The organism is Bifidobacterium xylocopae, assembly GCF_003315615.1.
Classification (GTDB): Bacteria; Actinomycetota; Actinomycetes; order Actinomycetales; family Bifidobacteriaceae; genus Bombiscardovia; species Bombiscardovia xylocopae.
In genome coordinates, this window is record NZ_PDCH01000013.1 from 1 (window position 1) to 22,404 (window position 22,404).

19 protein-coding genes, 2 tRNA genes and 1 pseudogene are annotated in these 22,404 nt (G+C 62.5%); 16 read left to right on the plus strand and 6 right to left on the minus strand.

Features of this window, described 5'->3' with window-relative positions:
* The first annotated feature begins 95 nt into the window (after positions 1 to 95).
* From sufB to CRD59_RS06160, 7 genes and pseudogenes are all read left to right on the plus strand, one after another.
* Positions 96 to 1,550, plus strand: a complete 1,455-nt coding sequence (gene sufB / locus CRD59_RS06130; protein WP_113853837.1) for a Fe-S cluster assembly protein SufB — start codon at positions 96 to 98, stop codon at positions 1,548 to 1,550.
* A 1-nt stretch (position 1,551) separates the two neighbouring features.
* On the plus strand, positions 1,552 to 2,778 hold the full coding sequence (sufD, locus tag CRD59_RS06135) for a Fe-S cluster assembly protein SufD (RefSeq protein ID WP_113853806.1): 1,227 nt from the start codon (positions 1,552 to 1,554) through the stop codon (positions 2,776 to 2,778).
* A 1-nt stretch (position 2,779) separates the two neighbouring features.
* On the plus strand, positions 2,780 to 3,559 hold the full coding sequence (gene sufC, locus CRD59_RS06140) for a Fe-S cluster assembly ATPase SufC (RefSeq protein WP_113853807.1): 780 nt from the start codon (positions 2,780 to 2,782) through the stop codon (positions 3,557 to 3,559).
* Between the two features lie 56 nt (positions 3,560 to 3,615).
* Positions 3,616 to 4,887 (plus strand): cysteine desulfurase, encoded by a 1,272-nt coding sequence (locus CRD59_RS06145; protein WP_113853839.1) that lies wholly within the window; start codon positions 3,616 to 3,618, stop codon positions 4,885 to 4,887.
* A 102-nt stretch (positions 4,888 to 4,989) separates the two neighbouring features.
* Positions 4,990 to 5,598 carry a Fe-S cluster assembly sulfur transfer protein SufU gene (gene sufU / locus CRD59_RS06150; RefSeq protein ID WP_113853808.1) on the plus strand — a complete coding sequence of 203 codons (609 nt, stop codon included), beginning with the start codon at positions 4,990 to 4,992 and terminating at the stop codon, positions 5,596 to 5,598.
* Positions 5,599 to 5,663: 65 nt separating this feature from the next.
* A pseudogene (locus CRD59_RS06155) lies at positions 5,664 to 6,029 on the plus strand (metal-sulfur cluster assembly factor); the annotation flags it as partial.
* Between the two features lie 148 nt (positions 6,030 to 6,177).
* Positions 6,178 to 7,479, plus strand: a complete 1,302-nt coding sequence (locus tag CRD59_RS06160; RefSeq protein ID WP_113853810.1) for a uracil-xanthine permease family protein — start codon at positions 6,178 to 6,180, stop codon at positions 7,477 to 7,479.
* Between the two features lie 400 nt (positions 7,480 to 7,879).
* Here CRD59_RS06160 and CRD59_RS06165 read toward each other — a convergent pair whose 3' ends face one another.
* Complete coding sequence (locus tag CRD59_RS06165) at positions 7,880 to 8,728, minus strand: TrmH family RNA methyltransferase (protein WP_113853811.1); 849 nt, start codon at positions 8,726 to 8,728, stop codon at positions 7,880 to 7,882.
* Positions 8,729 to 8,924: 196 nt separating this feature from the next.
* On the opposite strand from CRD59_RS06165, the gene CRD59_RS06170 reads away from it, so the two are divergent.
* On the plus strand, positions 8,925 to 9,236 hold the full coding sequence (locus tag CRD59_RS06170; protein ID WP_113853812.1) for a metalloregulator ArsR/SmtB family transcription factor: 312 nt from the start codon (positions 8,925 to 8,927) through the stop codon (positions 9,234 to 9,236).
* A 191-nt stretch (positions 9,237 to 9,427) separates the two neighbouring features.
* A complete protein-coding gene (locus CRD59_RS06175) occupies positions 9,428 to 9,784 on the plus strand; it encodes an SdpI family protein (protein ID WP_161522289.1) in 357 nt (118 codons plus the stop codon).
* Between the two features lie 148 nt (positions 9,785 to 9,932).
* On the opposite strand, the gene CRD59_RS06180 is transcribed toward CRD59_RS06175, so the two are convergent.
* Entirely contained in the window at positions 9,933 to 11,192 is a 1,260-nt protein-coding gene (locus CRD59_RS06180; RefSeq protein WP_161522290.1) for an MFS transporter, read from the minus strand.
* Positions 11,193 to 11,255: 63 nt separating this feature from the next.
* Positions 11,256 to 12,776, minus strand: coding sequence for a carboxylesterase/lipase family protein (locus CRD59_RS06185; protein WP_113853815.1), 1,521 nt, complete (start codon positions 12,774 to 12,776; stop codon positions 11,256 to 11,258).
* Between the two features lie 248 nt (positions 12,777 to 13,024).
* Between CRD59_RS06185 and CRD59_RS06190 the strand changes: the two genes are divergently transcribed.
* Positions 13,025 to 13,915, plus strand: coding sequence for a MerR family transcriptional regulator (locus CRD59_RS06190; protein WP_161522291.1), 891 nt, complete (start codon positions 13,025 to 13,027; stop codon positions 13,913 to 13,915).
* Positions 13,916 to 14,092: 177 nt separating this feature from the next.
* Here CRD59_RS06190 and CRD59_RS06195 read toward each other — a convergent pair.
* Positions 14,093 to 14,180, minus strand: a tRNA-Leu gene (locus CRD59_RS06195).
* Between the two features lie 286 nt (positions 14,181 to 14,466).
* On the opposite strand from CRD59_RS06195, the gene CRD59_RS06200 reads away from it, so the two are divergent.
* The 6 genes from CRD59_RS06200 (at position 14,467) to era (ending at position 19,894) form a co-directional block, all read left to right on the plus strand.
* Entirely contained in the window at positions 14,467 to 15,258 is a 792-nt protein-coding gene (locus CRD59_RS06200) for a 16S rRNA (uracil(1498)-N(3))-methyltransferase (protein ID WP_113853817.1), read from the plus strand.
* Positions 15,259 to 15,400: 142 nt separating this feature from the next.
* Positions 15,401 to 15,748 carry a histidine triad nucleotide-binding protein gene (locus CRD59_RS06205; RefSeq protein ID WP_113853818.1) on the plus strand — a complete coding sequence of 116 codons (348 nt, stop codon included), beginning with the start codon at positions 15,401 to 15,403 and terminating at the stop codon, positions 15,746 to 15,748.
* A 15-nt stretch (positions 15,749 to 15,763) separates the two neighbouring features.
* Positions 15,764 to 16,894 carry a PhoH family protein gene (locus CRD59_RS06210; RefSeq protein ID WP_113853840.1) on the plus strand — a complete coding sequence of 377 codons (1,131 nt, stop codon included), beginning with the start codon at positions 15,764 to 15,766 and terminating at the stop codon, positions 16,892 to 16,894.
* The gene (gene ybeY, locus CRD59_RS06215; protein ID WP_113853819.1) at positions 16,891 to 17,451 is read left to right on the plus strand and encodes an rRNA maturation RNase YbeY; all 561 of its coding nucleotides are present in this window, start codon (positions 16,891 to 16,893) and stop codon (positions 17,449 to 17,451) included. The genes CRD59_RS06210 and ybeY overlap by 4 nt, the downstream gene beginning before the upstream one ends.
* Positions 17,441 to 18,826 carry a hemolysin family protein gene (locus CRD59_RS06220; RefSeq protein ID WP_113853820.1) on the plus strand — a complete coding sequence of 462 codons (1,386 nt, stop codon included), beginning with the start codon at positions 17,441 to 17,443 and terminating at the stop codon, positions 18,824 to 18,826. The genes ybeY and CRD59_RS06220 overlap by 11 nt, the downstream gene beginning before the upstream one ends.
* Before the next feature lie 69 nt (positions 18,827 to 18,895).
* A complete protein-coding gene (era, locus tag CRD59_RS06225) occupies positions 18,896 to 19,894 on the plus strand; it encodes a GTPase Era (RefSeq protein ID WP_113853821.1) in 999 nt (332 codons plus the stop codon).
* A 108-nt stretch (positions 19,895 to 20,002) separates the two neighbouring features.
* Here the strand turns inward: era and CRD59_RS06230 are convergent, their stop codons facing one another.
* Both CRD59_RS06230 and CRD59_RS06235 read right to left on the minus strand, forming a co-directional pair.
* Positions 20,003 to 22,033 carry an AMP-dependent synthetase/ligase gene (locus CRD59_RS06230; RefSeq protein ID WP_201736569.1) on the minus strand — a complete coding sequence of 677 codons (2,031 nt, stop codon included), beginning with the start codon at positions 22,031 to 22,033 and terminating at the stop codon, positions 20,003 to 20,005.
* Between the two features lie 159 nt (positions 22,034 to 22,192).
* Positions 22,193 to 22,265: transfer RNA gene (locus CRD59_RS06235), tRNA-Ala, on the minus strand.
* Positions 22,266 to 22,404: the final 139 nt, after the last annotated feature.

Genomic DNA, 22,404 nt, shown 5'->3' on the forward strand with positions numbered 1-22,404 from the left:
CGGCAGCCGCCTGATCGGTGGCTTACAGGGTCGTAAGGAGGTCCGTACGCGTGAGTGACAGCTCGAAGCAGACGGATACGGCACGGGATGTAGAGATGAGTCAGTACGTGGCTGACCGCTCCCGGGTCAACGAAGACAAGATCAAACAGGACGACGAGATCCTCTCCCAGTTCGGCGACTACAGCTACGGCTGGCATGACTCCGACGCGGCCGGAGAGGCCGCCAGGAAAGGCATCGACGAGGATGTTGTCAGGGCCATATCGGCCGACAAGCACGAGCCCGAGTGGATGCTGGAGCGCCGTCTGCAGGGATACCGGTCCTTCCTGGACAAGCCCATGCCCAAGTGGGGGGTGGACCTGTCCGGTTTCGACGCACAGGACTTCAAGTACTATGTCAAGCCCCTGGATAAGCAAGCCCAGACCTGGGAGGAGCTGCCCGAGGACATCAAGAGCACATATGACAGGCTGGGCATCCCCGAGGCCGAGAAGCAGAGGCTGGTATCCGGCGTGGCCGCCCAGTACGAGTCCGAGGTGATCTACAACTCCATCAGGGATGACCTCAAGGAGCAAGGCGTCATCTTCATGGACACCGACACCGCCCTGCAGGAGCACCCGGACCTCTTCAGGAAATACTTCGGAACGGTCATTCCCGCCGATGACAACAAGTTCGCGGCCCTGAACACCGCGGCCTGGTCCGGCGGATCCTTCGTGTACGTGCCCAAGGGTGTCCACGTGGACATCCCCCTGCAGGCCTACTTCCGCATCAACACACCTAACATGGGCCAGTTCGAGCGTACGTTGATCATCGCGGACGAGGGCTCGTACGTGCACTATGTGGAAGGCTGCACGGCACCCATATATTCAACCGATTCCCTGCATGCGGCCATCGTGGAGATCGTCGTGGAGCCGCATGCTCGGGTGCGTTACACCACGGTGCAGAACTGGTCCAACAACGTATACAACCTCGTGACCCAGCGTGCCTATGTGCGCGAGGGCGGATCGATGGAATGGGTCGACGGCAACATCGGGTCCAAGGCCACGATGAAGTACCCCTCCTGCATCCTGGCTGAGCCATATGCCAGGGGAGAGACCATGTCCCTGGGATTCGCCGGCCAGGGACAATACCAGGACACGGGTGCCAAGATGATTCATCTGGCTCCGCATACGTCCTCCACCATCGTCTCCAAATCCATCTCCCGCAACCTCGGCCGGGCCGCATACCGTGGCCTGGTCAAGATAGTCAAGGGCGCCGAGCACTCCTCCTCCTCGGTGGTCTGTGATGCCCTGCTGGTGGATGACTATTCGCGTTCCGACACCTACCCGCATGTAGACGTGCGCGAGGACGATGTCACCATGTCGCATGAGGCCACGGTCTCCAAGATCTCCGAAGACCAGCTTTTCTACTTGATGAGCCGCGGCCTGAGCGAGGAGGAGGCCAGGGGCATGATTGTGCGAGGCTTCGTGGAACCCATCTCCCGTGAGCTGCCCATGGAATACGCCTTGGAGTTGAACAGATTGGTGGAGCTGCAGATGGAAGGGTCGGTCGGCTGATATGACGGACAAGGCAGAGATTCGGATACCACAGGGGTCGGTCGAGGACCCGTATGCCGCTCCGGCGCGGATGCCCTCGAGCGCGGACCGTTCCATTCGGTCCTACGATCCCGACGATTATGCGACACCCACCCGCAGGCAGGATGACTGGCGCTTCACCCCGGTCGAGCGTTTGGAGGAGTTCTTCCGGCCGTTCGAACCATCGGGGAAGACCGCGCTGACGGTCAGCGCCATGGACGGAGGTCCCCTGGATCCCGCTCAGGTCAGCGTATCGAGTGTGGAGATGGGCCAGGCGCCGACCGGCACGGTCCTCAAACCCAACGACAAGGTGTCGGCCGTGGAGTGGGCCTCAAACAGCCGGGCCCATGTCATCGAGCTGAGAGGCGAGATCAGCCGGCCGGTCCTGGTGAAGGTGGAGGGTGGTGGCCTGGAGCTCGATGCCATCCACCTGGTCATCCTGGCAGACGAGCGGGCCCATGCGGACCTGGTGGTGGAGCATGGTGGCGACGCCCGTCTGGCGGAGGGTGTGGAGATTCGCACCGGTGCCGATTCCCATATCTCCACCACCTTCATCCAGGAGTGGGGACCGACATCCAAGGAGGTGGCCAACCATCGCATCCATCTGGGAGCGGGGGCCAGCCTGCGGCATTCGGTGGTCACCCTGGGCGGCGACGTGGTCCGTATGCGCATGGACCAGGAGTTCGGCGGCGAAGGCGGGGATCTGAACATGCTGGGCATATATTTCGTGGACCCCGGCCAGCATATGGAACACCGTACGATGGTGGTGCATAACCACCCCAATTGCAGGTCGCGCGTGGTATACAAAGGCGCACTGGACGGACCCGGGGCGCACTCAACCTGGGTGGGTAACGCACTGATCCGGCCGACGGCACCGGGCACCGACTCCTACGAGCTCAACCGCAACCTGGTGTTGACGCCGGGTGCGGTGGCCGATTCCGAACCCAACCTGGAGATCGAGAACGGCGACATCATCGGTGCCGGACACGCCTCCTCGGTAGGCCGTTTCGAGGAAGAGGAGCTCTTCTACCTGGAATCGCGCGGTATCCCCGAACAGGAGGCGCGCAAGCTGGTGGTTCGGGGGTTCTTCGGCGAATTGGTCGAGGAAATCGGTATTCCCGCTGTCTCAGGTCATCTTATGGATGTCATCGACAGGCGGCTGTCCAAAGGGGAGAGCGAAGAGATGAAGCACGTTTTGGAGGGTAACTGATATGTCGACACTGGAAATCAAGGATCTGCACGTCTCCGTGGAGACCAAGGAGGGGCGCAAGCAAATCCTCAAGGGCGCCAACCTGACCGTCAACTCGGGTGAGACCCATGCGATCATGGGGCCCAACGGCTCAGGCAAGTCCACCCTGGCATACACCTTGGCCGGTCACCCAAAGTACCTTGTGGATTCTGGGCAGGCCCTGTTGGACGGTGAGGACATCCTCAGGATGACCCCTGATGAGCGTGCCAAGGCCGGGCTGTTTCTGGCCATGCAGTATCCGGTCGAGGTGTCCGGCGTGTCGATGACCAACTTCCTGCGTACCGCCAAGACGGAGATTGACGGCAAGGCGCCGGCGATTCGTACCTGGAGCAAGGAACTGGGCCAGGCCATGAAGAATTTGCGCATGGACCCCAAGTTCGCCCAGCGATCGGTCAACGAAGGCTTCTCCGGCGGCGAGAAGAAAAGGGCTGAAGTATTGCAGCTGGAACTGCTCAGACCGAAATTCGCGATTCTGGACGAGACTGATTCCGGCCTGGATGTGGACGCGCTGCGTGTGGTGTCCGAGGGGGTCAACCGGGCGAAGGAGAACACCGCCTTGGGGATCCTGATGGTCACTCATTACACCAGGATTTTGCGCTACATCAAACCGGATATCGTGCACGTATTCTCAGACGGCCGCTTCGTCAAGACCGGTGGGCCGGAATTGGCCGACGAACTGGAGGAGACCGGCTACGACCAGTACCTGCCGGAAGGTTCTGATTCGGAGTCGGCCCTGGCCTGAGGACGGTACGGCATGTAAGCCGACGTACGGACCGATGTTTCGATAAAGGAGGGATGATGGTGGATTTCACCGCGATACGGGAGCAATTCCCGATTTTGGATCAGGAGATCCACGGCCATCCCTTGGTCTATCTGGACTCGGCGGCCACGGCCCAGAAGCCGCAGGTGGTCATCGACGCCGAGTCGCGCTTCTATGAGCGGGACAATGCCGGGGTCCACCGTGGCGCCCACGAGCTGGCCGCCCGTTCCACCATGGCCTTCGAACATGCCCGGGCCAAGGTCGCCCGGCTGGTGGGCGCCCAGGCCGAAGAAGGCCAGGAGGAGATCGTCGTCACCGCCGGAGCCACGGCGTCCCTGAACCTGCTGGCCACGGCCTTCGGCAATGCATCCCAGGGGAGGGGAGGACAGGCGGCCCGACGCTTCGCCCTGGGGCCCGGCGATGAGGTGGTGGTCAGCCAGGCCGAGCATCACTCGGTCCTCCTGCCCTTCCAGGAGCTCTGTCAGCGCACCGGGGCCAGCCTCAAGTGGTTCGGCCTGGATGAGCAGGGCAGGATCCGCTCGGACACCGCCGAGCAGGTGATTGGCGAGCGGACCAAGGTTGTTGCCATAACCCACGTGTCGAATGTGACCGGAGCTATCACCGACCTGGCACCGATCGTGGAACGCGCCCACCAGGTGGGCGCCCTGGTTGTCCTGGACGCCTGCCAGTCCGTCCCCCACCTACCCATCGACCTTCACGCCCTTGATGTGGATTTCGCGGCCTGGTCGGCCCATAAAATGTACGGCCCCACCGGCGTCGGCTTCCTCTACGGGCGGCGGGAGCTCCTGGAGGCTCTGCCTCCGGCCTCCTTCGGCGGCTCCATGGTGGAGCTGGCCTTCCTGGACAAGCCCGCCCAGTACATGGCGCCTCCGGCCCGGTTCGAGGCCGGTACGCAGCCGGTCGCCCAGGTCATCGCCGCCGGTGAAGCCGCCGATTGGATGCGGGATCTGGGCATGGAGCGGGTCGCGGAACATGAGCGTGCCATCACGGCTGAGCTTTTGAACTTGAATGAGGTCGAGGGCGTACGCATCCTCGGCCCCGTGTCTCCAGAAGACCGCATCGGCACGGTCGCCTTCGATGTGGCCGGTATCCACCCCCATGATGTGGGGCAGTATGTGGATTCGCGCGGCATCGCCATTCGGACGGGTCACCACTGCGCCCAGCCGGTCCACCGGCACTTCGGCCTGTTCGCCTCCAACCGTGCCTCGGTCGGGGTCTACAACAGCATCGCCGATGCAGACGAACTCCTTGATGCGGTGCGCGGTGTCAGAGGTTTCTTCGGGGCCTGAAGAACCGGAGGGGGCATGCGGTGTCATGGCGGTCGTTGCGGTGTTTCACCTGCGGCGCACGGACTTTGGACAGGACCACAGGATGCAGGTAGGTTGGTGAACATGACAGACGATTACGGCATGAGCGAACAGGAGCTGGAGCAGATGTACCAGGAGGTCATCCTGGACGCTTCCAGGCACCCGCACGGCAGGATTGAGCTGGGCGGCCAGGACGACCCGTCCGCCTATGACGGTTCTTCCGGCGGCGCGCAGACTCTGCGGCTGGAGCACGAGTACTGCGTGCCGGCCCAGTCCCAGCAGTTCAACCCCACCTGTGGCGACACGGCAACCGTGCATGTCGAAGTCTCCGACGGCTCGGACGGCAAGCCTAACAGGATCGAACGGATTGTCTGGGACGGGCAGGGTTGTTCGATCTCGCAGGCATCGCTGTCGGTCATGGTGGACCTGGTCCAGGGGCAGAACGTCGACCAGGCCATGGCACTGGCCGCTGATTTCCATCAGCTGATGGAGTCCAGGGGTGCGGGACTGGACGACGAGGACGCGAACGAGGCGCTGGGGGATGCGGTCGCCTTTCAAGGTGTTTCGCGCTATCCCATGCGCATCAAATGCGCTCTACTGGCCTGGGAGGGCATGAAAGCGTCTGTGGCCCAGGCCCTGACGCGCATCAACGATGGGGTCGGCACAGGCCGACGGGATGAGGGGCAGTCATGAGCGAAGCAACGACGACCGCTGACAGCGGGAGCGCGACGGCCAGCGAGGCCCAGGCCGCGGCGGAGGATGCGATTCCGCTCAAGGCTGTGGACGACATAGGTCGCGCCACAGCCAAGGATGTGCGTGAGGCCCTCCACCAGGTGATCGACCCGGAGCTGGGCATCGACGTGGTGGATTTGGGCTTGGTCTACGGGGTCGAGATCGACGAGCAGGGGCGTGCCATCATCACGATGACCCTGACCACGCCAGCCTGCCCTCTGACAGGGCTGATCGAGGACGAGTGCGCTCAGATGCTGGCCGGACTGGTCGAGGAGTTCCGAATCGACTGGACCTGGTCGCCCCGGTGGAGTCTCAAGATGATCACCCCCGAAGGCAAGGAGCAGCTGGCGGCCATCGGGCTCAATATCGACAATCTGCCTATCGCCCAGTAGAACTGCCGGTGTCATTAGGCTGCCGGTGTGTCGCTCGGAATTGGAACGCTGACTGCGGTTGACCGCGAGCATCAGTCTCTGTCTTGTAATATGATGGGGTTCTCAGTGCGCCGTGACCGGCACGGCGACTGGGAAGAGAGCATACCGTATGTCAATCCTGAACGGTTGGAAACTGCACGGTAACGGGAAATCATTGGCTCCCGGCGATGTGGTGGAGCCAGATGAGCGGCTGACCTGGCCGCGGACGGCGGGGATCGGTGCCCAACATGTGATCGCCATGTTCGGTTCGACCTTCCTGGTTCCGATATTGACGGGCTTCGATCCGTCGACCACTTTGTTCTTTACAGCGCTTTCCACGGCGCTGTTTTTGTTAATGAACGCCAATAAGCTGCCATCATATCTGGGCAGCTCTTTTGGCTTCATAGCCCCGGTCATGGCAGTGACGGCAGCTCATAAGGGGCTGGCGGTCGCCTCCTTCGGCATCATGGTGACCGGCGCCCTGCTGGCGGTCATCGGCGTGGTCGTCCACTTCGCCGGTGCTCGCTGGATCGACATCGTGATGCCGCCGATGGTGACGGGCGCGATCGTGGCCATCATCGGCTTCAACCTGGCGCCCTCCGCCTGGAAGAATTTTAAGGCCGCCCCGCTCACCGCCCTGGTCACGCTACTGGCGGTCATGCTCATATCGGTTCTGTTCAAGGGGCTGATCGGACGGCTTAACATCCTGCTGGGCGTTATCGTCGGCTATATGTTTGCCGTCACACAGGGCGAGGTGGATTTCGGAGCTGTGGAAGAGGCGGCCTGGTTCGGCCTGCCCAAGTTCCACCTGCCCCAGGCGGATCCAACGGTCCTTGCCATGTTCATCCCGGTGGTCCTGGTACTGGTGGCGGAGAACATCGGCCACGTCAAGTCCGTCTCGCTGATGACCGGCCGCGACTATGACCAGCGGATTGGCACCGCGCTCATGTCCGACGGCATCGGCACTTTCTTCGCCGGTCTCGGCGGTGGCTCGGGTACGACCACCTATGCCGAGAACATCGGTGTCATGGCGGCCACCAAGGTCTACTCAACGGCGGCCTACTGGTGCGCGGCCCTGTTCGCCTTCCTGCTGAGCCTGTGCCCCAAGTTCGGCGCCATCATCAACACCATCCCCGGCGGGGTCCTGGGCGGGGTGACCACCCTGCTCTACGGCATGATCGGCATGTTGGGTGTGCGGATCTGGGTGGAGAACAAGGTTGACTTCGGCAAGACGGTCAACATGACGGTAGGCGCTGTCGTGATGATCGTCGGCATCGCCGACTTCACCTTCGCCATCCAGGGCATCTCCTTCAACGGCATCGCGATCGGCTCGGTCGCCACCCTGGTCATGTACCACGGCCTCAAGGCCATCGGCCGCGCCCGCGGCACCATCTCAGCCAACGACTACATCGAAGAGACCCCGCAGGCCTGAGCCCGCAATCTGGTTTTGGGCAGATTCGCACAGCCATCCCGCAATACCGCGGCTCATCCTGTGCGAATCTGCCCAAAAATCGTTCTCCAACCCCATCGGCCCATGCCAGCAGTCGACCTTACCGGCGTTACGGCGTTTTGGGCAGCTTCGCACACTGTCGTGATGGAGGCTGGGCACACGCTGCTCGAACCCGCCCAAGAGCGGATTGCCGGTATCGTCCTGGTACAGGAAGCGCGTCATTCAGGGACTTGAACGGTTTTGGGCAGCTTCGCACGCCTGGCTGCCGGGTTCAACGATTGACGTGTGAGAAAGTGCCCGACAGCGGTTTTGAGGGGTGTGGGAGTGGTCGGAAGTGAGTAGGGAGTAGGGAACAGACGAGAATCGGGTCGGCCGAACGGGGTCAGGATTGGGTGGCGTAGAAGGCTACGGCGGAGGAGGCGGCTACGTTGAGTGAGTCGACGCCGTGGGCCATGGGGATGCGGACCGTCAGGTCGGCGCCGGCGATGGTGGCGGGCGTCAGCCCTTCGCCCTCCGTGCCGAAGATCAGGGCCAGCCGTCCGATCCGCCCGTCGTGCAAGCGTGCCGCCAGCTCCTGCATGCTCAGTGAGTCGTCGCGTAGGGCCATGGCCACGGTAGTGAAACCCAGGTCGTGCAGCTCCTTCAGGCCGCGGCCGGGCCAGTAGTCGCTGTCGTCACCGCCGATCCGGGTCCAAGGGACCTGGAAGACCGTGCCCATCGAGACGCGCGCAGCCCGCCGGTAGAGTGGGTCGCCGCAGGAGGGCGTCACCAGGACCGCGTCCACATCGAGGGCGGCCGCCGATCGCATCAGGGCCCCCACGTTCGTATGGTCGACGATGTTTTCCATCACCGCCACCCGCTTCGCCCCCCGGCAGACCGCCTCGACCGAAGGCAGCGGCCAGCGGCGCATGGCGGAGAGCGCCCCCCGGTGCAGGCGATAGCCGGTGATCCGCTTGAGCTGGGCGGGGGAGGCCACGTAGACCGGCACATCCACACCCCAACCCTGCTCCACCTGGCGGAAGAAGGGCTCCATGCCGGCCAGCCAGGGCTCCTCCACCAGGAAGGAGATCGGTTCCACGCCCGCATCCAGGGCCCGGCCGATGACCTTGGGCGATTCGGCGATGAACAGGCCCTTGGCCGGTTCCAGACGGTTGCGCAGTTGGAGCTCGGTCAGATGCGTATAGGCGTCCAGGCGCTCATCCTCGATCGACTCCACCGGCACGATTCGCATGCTCACCCATCTCCGTTCGCTCCACAGCCGCCTGCTACGGCTCTCATCATAACCGACCCGTCCCACCCCAAGCGCCTGGGCCGGGCCAGGGTCGGTGTAGACAAAACCGGCCGGTCGGAGCGGCTTCATGACAGTATTCTAAAATAAATTGAAATTGGTGTATGGTGTAGTTCAACATTAGTGAAAGGAGGTTGTCATGGGGACCCAAGAGACCCTCTCCGCCCTGTCGGACCCTGCACGGCGGCGTATCCTGGACCTGCTGCAGGAGGGCGGGCTGGAGGCGGGCGCCATCGGCGAGCACGTCGGGCTGCAACCCTCCAAGCTCTCCTACCATCTCAAAAAGCTCAAGGAAGCCCACCTGGTCTCCGGCAGAAGGTCAGGCAACCGCATCGTCTACGAACTCAACCTGACCGCCCTGGACGAGACCATCCTCTGGCTCTACCGGCTGCGGACCGGCGCCGGCGTCGAACGGCACAAAGCCCGTGCCCGGGCGGCCGTCAAAGACTGAGGGCTGCGGACCGGCGCCGATCCATGCGATCGCTAGTGGCGGGCCCAACGCCCAACGCCCGGCCTCCCGATGCCTCCGGCAACCGGTGCGGAAGATACGGAATCATACTGAGAATCGGGCAGGCATCGTGGCACACTACTCCATGGCACACTACTCCAAAGGGGCAAAGATCCCCGAACCGTCAGCTTCCGATGCCTTTCCGGTCGGCTCCGGCCTCTTCGCTGGATGCCTCCAGGCTCCTGTGCGGCCTGATGGGCCTGTGCTTCATCGTCCTGGGCAACTTCATGCCACGGGTCAAACCCAACCATGTGTTCGGCACCCGCCTGCCCGGGGACTACGTCAGCCGGGGATCCTGGCGACGGGTGCAGCGGGCCGGGGGTTGGTCCTTCATCGCCCTGTGCGCCCTGACCCTGCTGGCGGCCCTGACCATTGACGGGGTCCGCGTCCTTGCGGCCCTCATGGCCGGTCTGCTGCTGACCGGGTTCTTCCTGGTTCCCTACAGCGCCTACGGAGGCAGGAAATACGCCGACATGGGCGGTCCCATCTGAGCGAAGGGCGGTCCGCTCGATTCGGGGGAGTGGGAAGACAGAAGGTAAAAACAAATATGGTTGTGGCCGGCGGGAAGGGTATCCCGCCGGCCACAACCGGTAATCAATCGCAGTTAGTCAGTCGGTCGATTAGTCAGTCGGCAGAGGCTCAGGCTTGCGCCTGGGCGGCGGCCAGCTGGTCCTGCTTGGCGATGGACTGGGCGATCTCGCCCTTGGGGCCCAGCTCGGGGATGAGCAGGACGAAGACCACCGAGAGCAGGAAGATCAGGCTCTCCAAGCCCAGGTTGAGCACGTAGTTGCCTCCAGCCACGGCCGAGATGATGACCGGGATGAAGAAGGCGCACAGCAGGCCGATGGTGCTGACCAGGCCGCCGGCGGAACCGGCGTACTTGCCGCGGATGTCGGGCAGGGCGAAGGGCATGGCCTGGACGATCGGCCCGTTGATGGCGCCGAAGGCACCGGAGACGAACATGATCGTCAGCAGGATGGCCAGGGTCGGGGCCTGCTGCATCATGATGACCACGGCCCAGAAGTAGGTCATGAAGCAGGCGCCTACGACGATGGTCAGGACCAGGAAGCCCTTCCACTTGCCCAGGCGGGAGCTGATGGCCGGGCCCACGATGGAGCCGATGATGGAGCCCAGGGCGGCGGCCGAAGCCACCATGCCGGCGGTCTGCGGGGTGAAGCCATTGGAGTTGATCAGCGTCTGCGGAATGAACCCGGCGAAGGCCGTGGAGGCGGCCATCGAGAAGCCGTAGCACAGGGCGACCAGCCACACGTTGCGGCTCTTGGCGGCTACGCCGAAATACTTGAGCGGCGAGTCTGTGGCGGGCGGCAGGGTCACGCCGTCAGGCGCGTCCTTGATCAGGATGATCCACATGATCGTGGCGACCGTCAGGATGATGGCGGCGATCAGGTAGGAGTTGAAGACCGAGAACATGGGGGCGACCATTTGGGCCAGGATGACGCCGACACCGGCGGATCCGAAGAAGAAGCCCATGGCCATCTGGGTCTGGTCACCGAACCAGACGCTGAAGATCTTCACCAGGTTGGAGTTCAGGGCGGCGATACCGGCCCCGAGCAGGAACATGGAGAGGACCTGCATGGGGAAGTTCAGGCCGAAGGTACGCACCCAGGCGCCGATGACGGCGACGGCCAGGCCGGCGAGCACGACCTTCTTGGGGCCGATGCGGTCGCCGTAGGTGCCCATGGGGATGCTCAGGAAGACAGCGGTGAGCATGGGCATCATCATCAGGGTCGAGAAGCCGGTCTGGCTGATCTTGAGCATGGGCATCAGGAAGACGGCCAGGGCCGATATCTGGTACTGCATATAGTTGGACAGGATGCCTACAAGGCATACGATGACCAGAATGACCCAGCGATAGGCCGGTTTTTTCATCTTTTCCATAATCGTTCGTTCTCCCTCCGCTGTCTGCAGCGGATTTCGAACCGAAGGCATGCCGCCTTCGGTTCACTCGCTCTCCAATAGGCATTCCTGGAAGGCGGGGCGCAGCATGTCGATGTTCTCCTTGTTGACATCCTGCTCGAGCTTCCAGCCGTCCTCGTTGATCACCATCGTGTGGTGGGGTTCGCCTGCGCCATAGGGCTCCCAGCTGTCGCCAACGCCGGATACGGGCTTGCCTGTGGCGGCGAAGGAGGCCCAGGCATCGGCCATCTCATCGGACAGGTGCATGGGCGGCACCTCGCCGGTCAGGGTCTTGGGCAAATCGGGCCGCTGGGTGTTGTGCATGACGAACGGGAGCTCGATCGCATGGCAGGAGCCCATGCCCGGGATCTTCGAGGCGTAGGTGAACAGGTATTCGTATGTGTCGCGGTACTGGGACTGGTATTCGGCCATCAGGTCGGTACCCACGCGGAAACCGATCTGGTTGGCATACTCCAGGTAGCTCTCGGCCTGGTCGCCCTCCGTATGGCGGCTCTTCCATTCAGACTCGTACTTGTCGGAGTCCAGCTTGCCGTCGAAGTGGAAGATGGCCTGATGGTGCCAGAAGTCGGGCATCTCGGTGGCGAAGTCCTTGAAGTAGAGCTTCCAGTAGGCGAACTCATCCTCATTGCAGCCGATCATGATGTCTATGTCCTTGGCCGCCCCGTCCTTGAAGGCCTTGAGAGGCTTCTTGGGCAGGAAGTCCCCGTCGCAGGTGGGGGCGAAGATCAGGGAGACCTCGTGGATGTGCTTGGGGAAGAACTCTTCGGTGAACTTCATCATGATGTCACCGACGGGCAGGGCAGCCATCTCCTGGGCGCTCTTGCAGCCGAGCATCTCCATGAACTCCTGGGCGTAGGGGGCTGTGGCCTCGGGCCTGTTGTAGAGCTGAATAGGGCCGGATTCGCCGATTGCACGATGGAAGAGGCCCTTGGCCGAGGGGGCAACGGACAGCAGCATGGTCGATCCGGAGCCGCAGGATTCACCGAAGAGGGTGATGTTCTCGGGGTCGCCTCCGAAATCGGCGATGTTCTCCTTGACCCAGCCGAGGGCCGCGGCCTGGTCCATGAGACCGGCGTAGCCGGACTCCTTGTATTCCGCTCCACCGGGCAGGGAGGCAAGGTTCATGAAGCCGAACAGGTTCACACGGTAGTTGAAGGTCACATAGATGACCTTGTCCCGCCTGACGATGTTGGTGCCGTCGTACATGGGATCCGATGAGCCGCCTTCGACGTATGCGCCGCCATGGATGAAGACCATGACCGGCAAGTCCTTGGACTCGCCGTCAGGACGCCAGATATTGAGTGTCAGGCAGTCCTCATTCTGCTGGCGGCGGGATGCGTACATGACCGGGTCGTACTTCTGCATGGCCGAATAACCATAGTCGGTGCAGTCATGGACACCGCCATTGGGTTCCAAAGGCTGCGGCGCCTTCCAGCGCAGGGGACCGACCGGAGGCTTGGCGAAGGGGATGCCCTTGAAGGACTGGGTGCCATCCGGGCCGTCGGCACCGACCATGGTGCCATACTTGGTGCTGACTTCTACCATCTGTTCATGCTCCTTTGTGCCTTTGTCCAGGCGTGTGTCGGGCGGACTTCCTCATCCGCCCCCTTGTAAGACAGCTACAGGTTATGCCCTTGCCTTGCACCAGGGTCAAGTCGACGCATTGCGGGTTTTTGGTGCCGTCCATGTGCATTGGGTATGCTGGAAACCATTGAATGACACTGTGTGTATGAATGCCCGTGTCGATATGCCGGGCGAGGAAACCCTTGCCTTGCACCAGGGTTGGAGGTTGTATGGAGGGGTTGCGATCCGGCAGTGAAGAGGTCATGCCCGAACCCAAGCGTCTGATCGATCGGGGTTGCTCGATCAAGGAGACCGCCAAGGTCTATGACACCACGATCGACACCCTGTACTATTACGAGCGTCTGGGCCTGGTCGTGCCGGAAAGGAACCCCGCCAACGGTTACCGAATCTATGGCCCCCACGATTTCGCCAAGCTCAATGTCATCTTCGAACTGCGGAGCATGGGCTTCAGCTTTGACCAGATGAAGCGGTATTTCGACCACCGTTCATTCAGCTCCACCATGGAACTCATGGGCTATGAGATGGACCGAATCGACCAGCAGATCGCCTATCTGAGCTCAGTCAAGGCCGGCATCTTCGACGGACTCAAGCTGTACACCCAGGCCGTCGCCCAGGCACAGGCCGATCGGATGACGATCGAGCGCAAACCCGAACGCCCATGTGCGTTGATATCAAGCGAGCTTGTCTATTACGACGACATCCCTTTCGCTTTCGCACGGTACATGGCCGACCACCACGAGAGTCTACGTGCGCTCAGGACCCTCACCTGCTACCGGGTGGACACCAGCTCCATGATCAACGGTTGCTTCCCGGCCAAAGCGATCATGCTCTATTGCGACGCAGATGACTTCCACGGCAACTACCGGCTGCCGGCGGGGCTGTACGCCGGGTACACCTTCAAGGGCTCCTTCGCCGGATGCGTGCCCGCCTACACCAAGCTCAAGGGCAAGATCGAGCGTGAAGGCTACCGGATGTGTGGCGACCCTATCGAATTCTGCCTGATCGGGGAATACGAGTCGGACGACTTCCGGGAGTATGTCAGCCGAATCGAGATCCCTGTTGAGCCGGCCGGTGAATCGGTTGGGGTTGCGCAGGGGTGAGGCCGGGCAACGGCGGACGGCTTACGCGAGCGGGCCGGTCTACGGCATATGTGTTGACGGGCTCTGGACCGGAACCATCGAGCCGGTTTCTGAGTGGTTGCCTGAGTCCTGCGATGCATAGGATTGATTGTGAACGATTGCTTTGGAAAATTGCGGAACAAAGTATACGGAAGAAAGTGTCCGGAGCGGGAGTCGAACCCGCATGCCTGTATAAAATAGGCACTAGCACCTCAAGCTAGCGCGTCTACCATTCCGCCACCCGGACGAGTGCAATGACAACATGAAGACTATAGCACCCAATGTTCCCTTTCGCATGGACAGCATGAGGGCGCGTGTCGTCCTGATGCAGGCGTTCGGCTTGGAACCGCGTCCCATGCCCCCTCCTGTCACCCCGGCTGTCACCCCGGTCGATTCGGTTTTGGGTGGATTCGAACAGCAGATGCCGGGGCTATGGGTTCTGAGTGTGCGAAAGCGCCCAAAAGCCGATCGGCACGGTGGTCGGACCGGCTGCAGGGGAGGGCTCTTCTGGGCTTGTCGCTAGGATAACCTGCATGACCGACCCTCTCTTCCTGTTTGATCCGGCATGTGACGATACGCCGGTCAAGGCCGATGAGTTCCATACCGGCTGGCGGTTGACCCTGCCTCAGCATGTGCGCCGGCACGCCTTCGCCTCCATGCGCCTGGGGGACGGCGACCGATTGCAACTGACCGATGGTGCTGGATTGCGGATCAGCGCTCGCGTCCTCGACCCCCGCGCGGGCCTGGTCGAGGTCATCAAGGTTGGACGGGAGCCCAAATCGGACCTGACCCTGACCCTGGTCCAGGCTCTGGCCAAAGGCGGCAGGGACGAGCAGGCCGTGGATATGGCCTGTCAGATTGGTGTGGATCGTGTGCTGCCCTGGCAGGCCGACCGTTCGATCGTCAAGTGGAAGGCCGGGAAGATGGAGCGTAAGTGGGGTGCCCTCCTTGATGCGGCCAGCGAACAGTCACGCAGGGTCTGGCGGCCTGTTCTGGACCCCTGCCTGACCACGAAGGGCCTCGTCGGCTACTGTGAGCGAGAGAGTGGGCCCGGCTCCATGGTCATCCTTCTCCACCAGGACGCGAACCGTACCTGGGCCCAGGTACGTCGTGGCCTGGAGCGTATGGCCGGAGCCGGTACCGAAGGGCTGCGTGTCTCGGTGATCGTCGGTCCCGAGGGTGGGGTCAGCGAGCATGAGGCCGATGCCCTGACCCATGCCGGTGCCCTGTCCACGACATTGGGCCGCAACATACTGCGGGCCTCGACGGCCGGTCCGGTGGCTCTTACGGCGGTCAGCGACGCCCTGGGGCTTTTCGACCGGTGAACCAGCGTGGGAGCACAATCCGTCCGCCTTCGGCGGTATGCAGCCGCCTTATCCGGCTTGGGCCATAAGATAAGAAGCATGGATGGGCCGTTGATCCTGCTCCGACAGGAGTGCCGGCGGCGCCAGTGAGCGAGGAGCACGCATGAGTGAGAGCACCAGGGATGAGGGCTGCCTGTTCTGCAGGATAGTGGCCGGGCAGGTTCCCAGCGAAAAGGTCTATGAGGACGGTGAACTGTATGCTTTCAAGGATGTCAACCCGAAGGCCGCGGTCCATGTCCTGATTGTTCCCAAGCGGCACTATGCGGATGTGGCCGAGCTGGCGGCGGCCGATCCCCAGCTTCTGGGACGCATGGTCCTCAAGGCCCAGGACATAGCCGATCAGGCCTTCCATGGGGCCTATCGGTTGATCTTCAACACTGGACGCGACGCAGGGCAGTCGGTGTTCCACGTCCACGCACACGTGCTGACCGGAGAGGTCATGGATGAGTAAGGCGGGCGGTGGATGGTGGCTGTGACCAAACGCGCGATCACGATTCCCTCGGGGCTTGACCCCGTGACGGTCCTGGGGCCGTCGGACTCGATCCTGCGAAGGGTGGAGAACGCCTTTCCTGAGGTCTCCATCATGGCCCGGGGCAACCGCATCCTCCTCCGGGCGTCATCCAAGGAGGCCGACGGCCAGGCTCAGCGGGCCCAGGAACTCCTGGAGACCCTCATTGACTCCGCCTACAGTGGACCTCTGAGCCCGCGGACAGTCGAGCGTTTCCTGGACCAGAACAGGCTGAACCAGGACGTGCCCACCCGGCAATCAGAGCGGTTGGCGGCGAACGCGGCCGCCGTGGGCGCTCTGCGGCTTCCTGAGCCGAAGTCCGGGCCGGACGGCCTTTTCGACCAGGAGGCACGACGTCCCCGCCAGCCAGGGGTGATCGCCTATGCGGCCGGACGCCCCGTGCGGCCGAAGACCCGTGGCCAGTCTGGCTATGTCAACGCGATCGAAACCCACACGGTCACCTTCGGCATCGGACCGGCTGGCACCGGCAAGACCTATCTGGCCGTAGCCAAAGCCGTCCAGGCTTTCCGCTCCCGACAGGTCACGCGGATCATCCTGACCCGACCAGCGGTCGAGGCCGGTGAGAATCTTGGCTTCCTGCCGGGCGGGCTCACGGAGAAGGTTGATCCCTACCTGCGCCCCCTCTACGACGCCCTTGGCGACATGCTCGGCGGCGAACGCATGCACCGGCTCATGGAGAGCGGGGCCATCGAGGTCGCGCCGCTGGCCTATATGCGCGGACGCACCCTGAACGATGCCTTCGTGATACTGGACGAGGCGCAGAACACGACCCGCCAGCAAATGAAGATGTTCCTGACCCGTCTGGGCTTCAATTCAAGAATGGTCATTACCGGGGACGTGACACAGGTCGATCTAGGTCTGCCGGCCTCGGGCCTGGTCTCGATCGAGGCAATCCTGGGCGGTGTCGACGACATCGCATTCGTCCATCTGGGCGCAGGGGACGTGGTCCGTCATCAGCTGGTCGGCAGGATCGTCCAGGCATACGACCGCTATGCGGCCTTTCAAGCCGGTGCCGGCCGGGGCCGTCACGAGGCCGTTGACGCGCAAACGGTGGAGGAGCACGCATGAGTGTGGAAGTCACGAACGAGACCCAGTGGTCGATCGAACCGAAGATATTCTCTGACCTGGGCCTGTGGGTGCTCGATCAAATGCGGGTGTCCACCATGTCCGACTTGACCATCATGTTCAATGACCCGGAGCCCATGGCGGTCCTACATGAAAGGTGGATGGGCCTGGAGGGACCGACCGATGTGATGAGCTTCCCCATGGACGAGTTGCGCCCCGGTGATGGGCTGACACTGCCCGAGGGCATCCTGGGTGACATCGTAATCTGCCCCTGGGTGGCGAATCAGCAGGCTGCGGCCGCCGGCCACACGGCCATGGAGGAGATGCTTCTGCTGACCATCCACGGATGCCTCCACCTGCTGGGCTACGACCATGCCAGCCGGGTCCAGGAGCGGCAGATGTTCGGTTTGCAACGCCAGCTCCTCCTCACCTTCCTGGCTGAGCGTCCTGGACCGATGGAACGGGCGCAGCTCCCTGCCGGTGTACCCGATGCCCTGGCCCTGTACGAGCGGGGCCAGGCGGACAGGCGAAAGTCGGGGAGCGGGCCTGATGAGCGTTGAGTTGATCGCCTCTGCGGTGGCCCTGGGGATGGCCGCCCTGCTTCTGGTCTGGCTGTCCCTGGTCATGGCTGCGGCCGAGGGCGCTGTATCCCGGGTGACCAAGTCCAGCCTGAACAACCTGGTCCTGGGCCTGCAGACGGACGGGGAACTCAGCCAGTTTTCACGTATGAAGCGCATAGACAAGGTTCATCGGGTGCAGGGCCTGATCGTGGACCGGCATGCAACCACGGGTTCATGCGCGTTCTTCCGGGTCCTGTGCAACATCATGACCGGGGTTCTGGTATCCAGTATGGCCGGGCTGCTGCGGTTGCCGGTCTGGGCCGACCTGGTCAGCGGATTCGTCTTCTCACTCCTGGTGGCGGTGATTTCGGTCAAGGCCAGGCCCCGGTTCAATGGAGCGCGAAAGCCGCTGGACATCATGCTTCGGCATGCGAGGGCGGTGGCCCTGGCGGTGGCCCTGACCCCCTTCGCCCGCCCATCCAAGGCCGAGCGGGGCGGCGCCGGACGCGACGACGACCTGTCCGACGACGAGGAGCTGGAGAAGATTCAAATCGAGCAAGGTCGGGTCATGGTGGACCAATTGGTCGAAGCCGGTGCATTCGATCCCGAGATATCCGAGATGCTCAACAGCGTCCTCACCCTGTCGACCACACTCACGCGCGAGATCATGGTGCCCCGCACGGATATGATCTGCATCGGTCAGGAGACACCGCTTGCTTCGGCGCTGAAACTGTTCTCCCGCTCCGGTTTCTCGCGTATTCCGGTAATTGGCGAGGATGTGGACGATCTCAAAGGCATCCTGTATCTCAAGGATGTAGTAAAAGCCATCGCCTTCGAGCCGGAGGCCGAGGACAGGGTGGCAGGTTCCATGGCCCGCAAGGCTGTACTGGTTCCCGAATCCAAGCCTGTCGATGACCTCTTCCATTCGATGCAGCGTACACGCCACCACCTGGCCATCGTCGTCGACGAGTATGGCGGCATCGCCGGTCTGGTAACGATCGAGGACGCCATCGAACAGATTGTCGGCGAGTTGGAGGATGAGCACGATCGGATCCAGCATGATGAGCCCCAACGTATCGGCGAGCATACATGGAAGCTTCCGGCCCGCACGCCGATCGCCGAGCTGGAGGACATTTTCGAGATTGACATTGATGAGGATGATGTGGATACGGTCTACGGTCTCTTGACGAAACTCCTGGGCTCGGTGCCGATCGTCGGGTCGTCCGCCGTGACCAGGGGTCTCAAACTGACCGCCGCCGACGCCGCGGGCCGACGCAAGAAGATCGCCACCATCATCGTGGAACCGGCTGGCGGTCCGGACCAGCGTGAAAAGACCGAAGCGGACGGCACTGGGTTGGACGAAGCCCAGGCGTAGGCTTGTAGGTCGATCCCCGGTGCCCATCGGGGATATTGGATCGCAGTGAATGCAGGGAGAGCAATCAGCATGAGTCAGACAGCCAGGGCCAGCCAGGGCGAAGTCGCCTCGGATACAACAGGAAACGCCTACCGGTCGGGTTTCGTCGCTGTCGTCGGTCGGCCCAATGTAGGTAAGTCGACCCTGATCAACGCCCTGGTGGGCCGGCAGGTGGCGATTGCCTCCTCGCGGCCCGAAACCACGCGTAAGGCCATCCGCGGTATCCTGACGACCGAGAAGGCACAGATCGTACTGGTGGACACCCCGGGCATCCACAAGCCCAGGACCCTCTTGGGAAAACGCCTGAACGAAGTGGTGCAGGATTCGCTCTCCCAGGTGGATGCGATCGCTTTCCTCCTGCCGGCGGACCAGGAGATCGGCCCCGGCGACCGCCGTATCCTGAGCCGGCTTCGCCAGGACTTCGCCAGCAAGGGCCAGGACGGTTCCTGGCACTGGAAGCTGCCCCTGATCGCAATAGTGACCAAGATAGACGAGCTGGACCGTACCGACCTGATGTCCAAGCTGGTCGAAATCACCACCTTCGCGGATTTCTCAGACATTGTGCCGGTGTCGGCGCTGGCTGTCGACAATCTGGACGAAGTCAAACGGGTGCTGGTGGATGCCATGCCGGCCGGTCCGCAGATGTATCCCGCCGGGCAGGTCAGTGAAGAGCGGCCCGAGGACACGGTCGCGGAGCTGATCCGTGGAGCCTTCCTGGAAGAGTTGGATGATGAGCTGCCCCATTCCCTGGCCGTCGTCGTCGACGATGTCGAAATGCCGGGGGAGGGGACCGAAGCCGACGGCAGGCCCAATGACAAGGCTTTGGTGCATGTCTCGATTTACGTGGAACGCGACTCTCAGAAGCCCATCATCATCGGAAGGGGAGCCGAGCATCTGGTCAGGGTCAAGAAGCGTCTGCGCACGCGCGTCAACCGGACCTTGGGGGTCAAAGCGAAATTGGACTTGCATGTCAAGGTGGCCAAGAACTGGCAAGGTGACCCCAAGCAGTTGCAGCAGCTGGGTTTCTGATTCGCCCTGGCATCCGTCTCGCGACGTGACCGGACAAGAAGGGCCCCCTCCCTCAACACCAGCAGGTTGTCGGGAAGGGGGCCCTTGTAGCTGTGGAGGGCACTGCCGCTAGGGTTTGGCGGTCTTCTTCTTGGGGGTGTACATGCGCGTGTCCAACAGGTCGCTGTAGTGGTCGATGACCTTGGGGCGGATGACCTTCATCGAGGGGGTCATCAAACCGTTGTCCTGGGAGAACTCAGCTGGCAGGATGATGAACTTGCGAACTGACTCGGCCCGTGAGACGCCTTCATTCGCCTTGTCGACGTATTCCTGGACGGCCGCCCTGACAACTGCGTTCTCTGCGGCTTCCTCCATGGGCATGGAGGCCTCCAACCCTTCCGCACCCAACCAGGAGCGCAGTGCCTGCTCGTCGAGGGTCACCAGTGCGGAGATGAAGGGTCGTTTGTCACCCAGGACAAGGGCTTGGGAGACGATTGGGGAGCGTTCGATGATCTCCTCAATGGGTCTGGGGGAAACGTTCTTTCCTCCGGCCGTGATGATCAGATCTTTCTTGCGACCGGTGATATACAGGAAACCATCGTCGCTCAGGCGGCCCAGGTCACCGGTGCCATACCAACCGTCGGCGGTGAATGCACCGGCTGTGGCCTGCGGGTTCTTGTGGTAGCGATGGAAGACGCAGGTGCCCTTGACCTGAATCTCGCCATCCTGGGCGATGCGGATGGAGAATCCAGGGAATGGTATGCCCACTGATCCGGCCCGGTAGGGTGTGCCCAGGGGGCTGAAGGCGCAGGGAGCGGTGGTTTCGGTGAGCCCATAGCCTTCGTAGACCGGGATTGTCGCACCACGGAAGAAGCCGAGCAGGGTATGGTCGAGTGGGGCACCCCCTGAGACGATCCACTTGGCGCGCCCGCCCAGAACATCACGCAGGGAGGAGTAGACCAGGGGGTCGAACGCAGCGCGACGCAGAGCGTTCTTGCGGGTGGGCCTGCCCCGGCGTGCCACATCATCCATGTAGGCCCGGGCGGCCCGGGCGGCCCGGGCGAAGACGATCCCCTTGGTGCCGTGGCCGGCTTTCTGGCTGGCCGCGTTGAAGATTTTCTCGAAGACGCGGGGTACGCCGATGACGACAGTGGGCTTGGACTCCTGCAGGTCCGCAAGGAGGTTCTTGAGCCCCTTGGAGATGTATACCTGCATGGAAGCCGAGATCACACCGTAGGAAATCGCGCGTGCGAACGTGTGCGCCTGGGGGAGGAACAGGAGGATTGACCCCTTGGGGTCATCGGTCAGGTCAGGGATGAAGGAAGTGAGATTTCGGGCCAGCGTGCAGTAGTGTTCATGGGTCATTTCCACGCCCTTTGGGGCGGCAGTGGATCCGGAGGTGTAGACGATTGAACACAGGTCGGTCTTCCTGACCTCGCGGATGCGCTCGTCGAGTTCTTCGTCGGTGACCGCCTCCCCGTAGGCTTGCAGCTCCGCGAGGGCGCCAGTCTCCAGGCAGGCGATCCGCTCAAGCGTAGGGCATTCCTCGACGGCTCCGTCGGCCTTGTCCCGCATGAGTTTGGTCTGGACCACCAGCAGGCGCGCATCCGAGTTGTTCACTATCAGCCGGATCTGCTCGGCTGAATCCGTGTCATAGATGGTCGCTATGACGCCGCCTATGGCGAGAACCGCCGCGTCGACGATGTCCCATTCGTACGAGGTCTGGCACATGAAGGCAACCGTGTCCCCCTTCTTGAAGCCAGAGTGGATCAGCCCCTTGGCTGTCGAACGGATGTCTGCGAGCACTTCGGATCCGGTGCGATAGACCCATTTGCCGTCTTCGCGGAAGTGAAGCATGGGGGCGTCCGGCTCGCGCTTGGCCCGGTGCTCGTACAGGGTGTAGACGGTCATGTCGTCGGGAATCGAGCCGGCACCGGCTGTGCGTGCGGTGAGCAGCCCTGACTTCTCGTCGATGAAGGTGGTGGTGGGGTAGCCATTGGACCAGTCATGCGTGTTCGGCAAACCGATGCCTTGATCGGCGCCCCACGAATTCGGCTCATCAATCTGTTCCAGCCGGTCGATGTCGGCCGCCTGGTCCGTGTGCCTGACGCGGGCGGTCCGTTTCGCCGCGTAGGACCTTATCGTTTCGAACAATGCCACCTCTGCTCCTTACCGCGATTCAATATTTTCCAGCCTATCCCGGCAGGTGGAGATTCATGTCGGTGGGATGACGGTTGATCGCCGGTGTATGACCCCAGGGTGTTGCCAGTGTGTCCGATATGAAAAATGCCCGGAATCCTTAGGATTCCGGGCGACCCGTGGAGCTAGGGGGATTCGAACCCCCGACCTTCTCCATGCCATGGAGACGCGCTACCAGCTGCGCCATAGCCCCGTTTTGCGAACCTTGGACAGCATACACCCTTGTGACTTGGGCGCGCAAATCAGAGTGTCGCATTGGCATGGCGGACGTTCAGCTGCGGGCCAAGCGTGGGCCGGGCCTTCCGGCCCGTCGGTCCAATCGAGATTATGAT

Bases quoted from the DNA above. Each gene is read 5' to 3' on its own strand.
- sufB (WP_113853837.1), top strand. From the start codon at position 96: ATGAGTCAGTACGTGGCTGACCGCTCCCGGGTCAACGAAGACAAGATC.
- sufD (WP_113853806.1), top strand. From the start codon at position 1,552: ATGACGGACAAGGCAGAGATTCGGATACCACAGGGGTCGGTCGAGGAC.
- sufC (WP_113853807.1), top strand. From the start codon at position 2,780: ATGTCGACACTGGAAATCAAGGATCTGCACGTCTCCGTGGAGACCAAG.
- CRD59_RS06145 (WP_113853839.1), top strand. From the start codon at position 3,616: ATGGTGGATTTCACCGCGATACGGGAGCAATTCCCGATTTTGGATCAG.
- sufU (WP_113853808.1), top strand. From the start codon at position 4,990: ATGACAGACGATTACGGCATGAGCGAACAGGAGCTGGAGCAGATGTAC.
- CRD59_RS06160 (WP_113853810.1), top strand. From the start codon at position 6,178: ATGTCAATCCTGAACGGTTGGAAACTGCACGGTAACGGGAAATCATTG.
- CRD59_RS06165 (WP_113853811.1), bottom strand. From the start codon at position 8,728: ATGCGAATCGTGCCGGTGGAGTCGATCGAGGATGAGCGCCTGGACGCC.
- CRD59_RS06170 (WP_113853812.1), top strand. From the start codon at position 8,925: ATGGGGACCCAAGAGACCCTCTCCGCCCTGTCGGACCCTGCACGGCGG.
- CRD59_RS06175 (WP_161522289.1), top strand. From the start codon at position 9,428: ATGCCTTTCCGGTCGGCTCCGGCCTCTTCGCTGGATGCCTCCAGGCTC.
- CRD59_RS06180 (WP_161522290.1), bottom strand. From the start codon at position 11,192: ATGGAAAAGATGAAAAAACCGGCCTATCGCTGGGTCATTCTGGTCATC.
- CRD59_RS06185 (WP_113853815.1), bottom strand. From the start codon at position 12,776: ATGGTAGAAGTCAGCACCAAGTATGGCACCATGGTCGGTGCCGACGGC.
- CRD59_RS06190 (WP_161522291.1), top strand. From the start codon at position 13,025: ATGGAGGGGTTGCGATCCGGCAGTGAAGAGGTCATGCCCGAACCCAAG.
- CRD59_RS06200 (WP_113853817.1), top strand. From the start codon at position 14,467: ATGACCGACCCTCTCTTCCTGTTTGATCCGGCATGTGACGATACGCCG.
- CRD59_RS06205 (WP_113853818.1), top strand. From the start codon at position 15,401: ATGAGTGAGAGCACCAGGGATGAGGGCTGCCTGTTCTGCAGGATAGTG.
- ybeY (WP_113853819.1), top strand. From the start codon at position 16,891: ATGAGTGTGGAAGTCACGAACGAGACCCAGTGGTCGATCGAACCGAAG.
- CRD59_RS06220 (WP_113853820.1), top strand. From the start codon at position 17,441: ATGAGCGTTGAGTTGATCGCCTCTGCGGTGGCCCTGGGGATGGCCGCC.
- era (WP_113853821.1), top strand. From the start codon at position 18,896: ATGAGTCAGACAGCCAGGGCCAGCCAGGGCGAAGTCGCCTCGGATACA.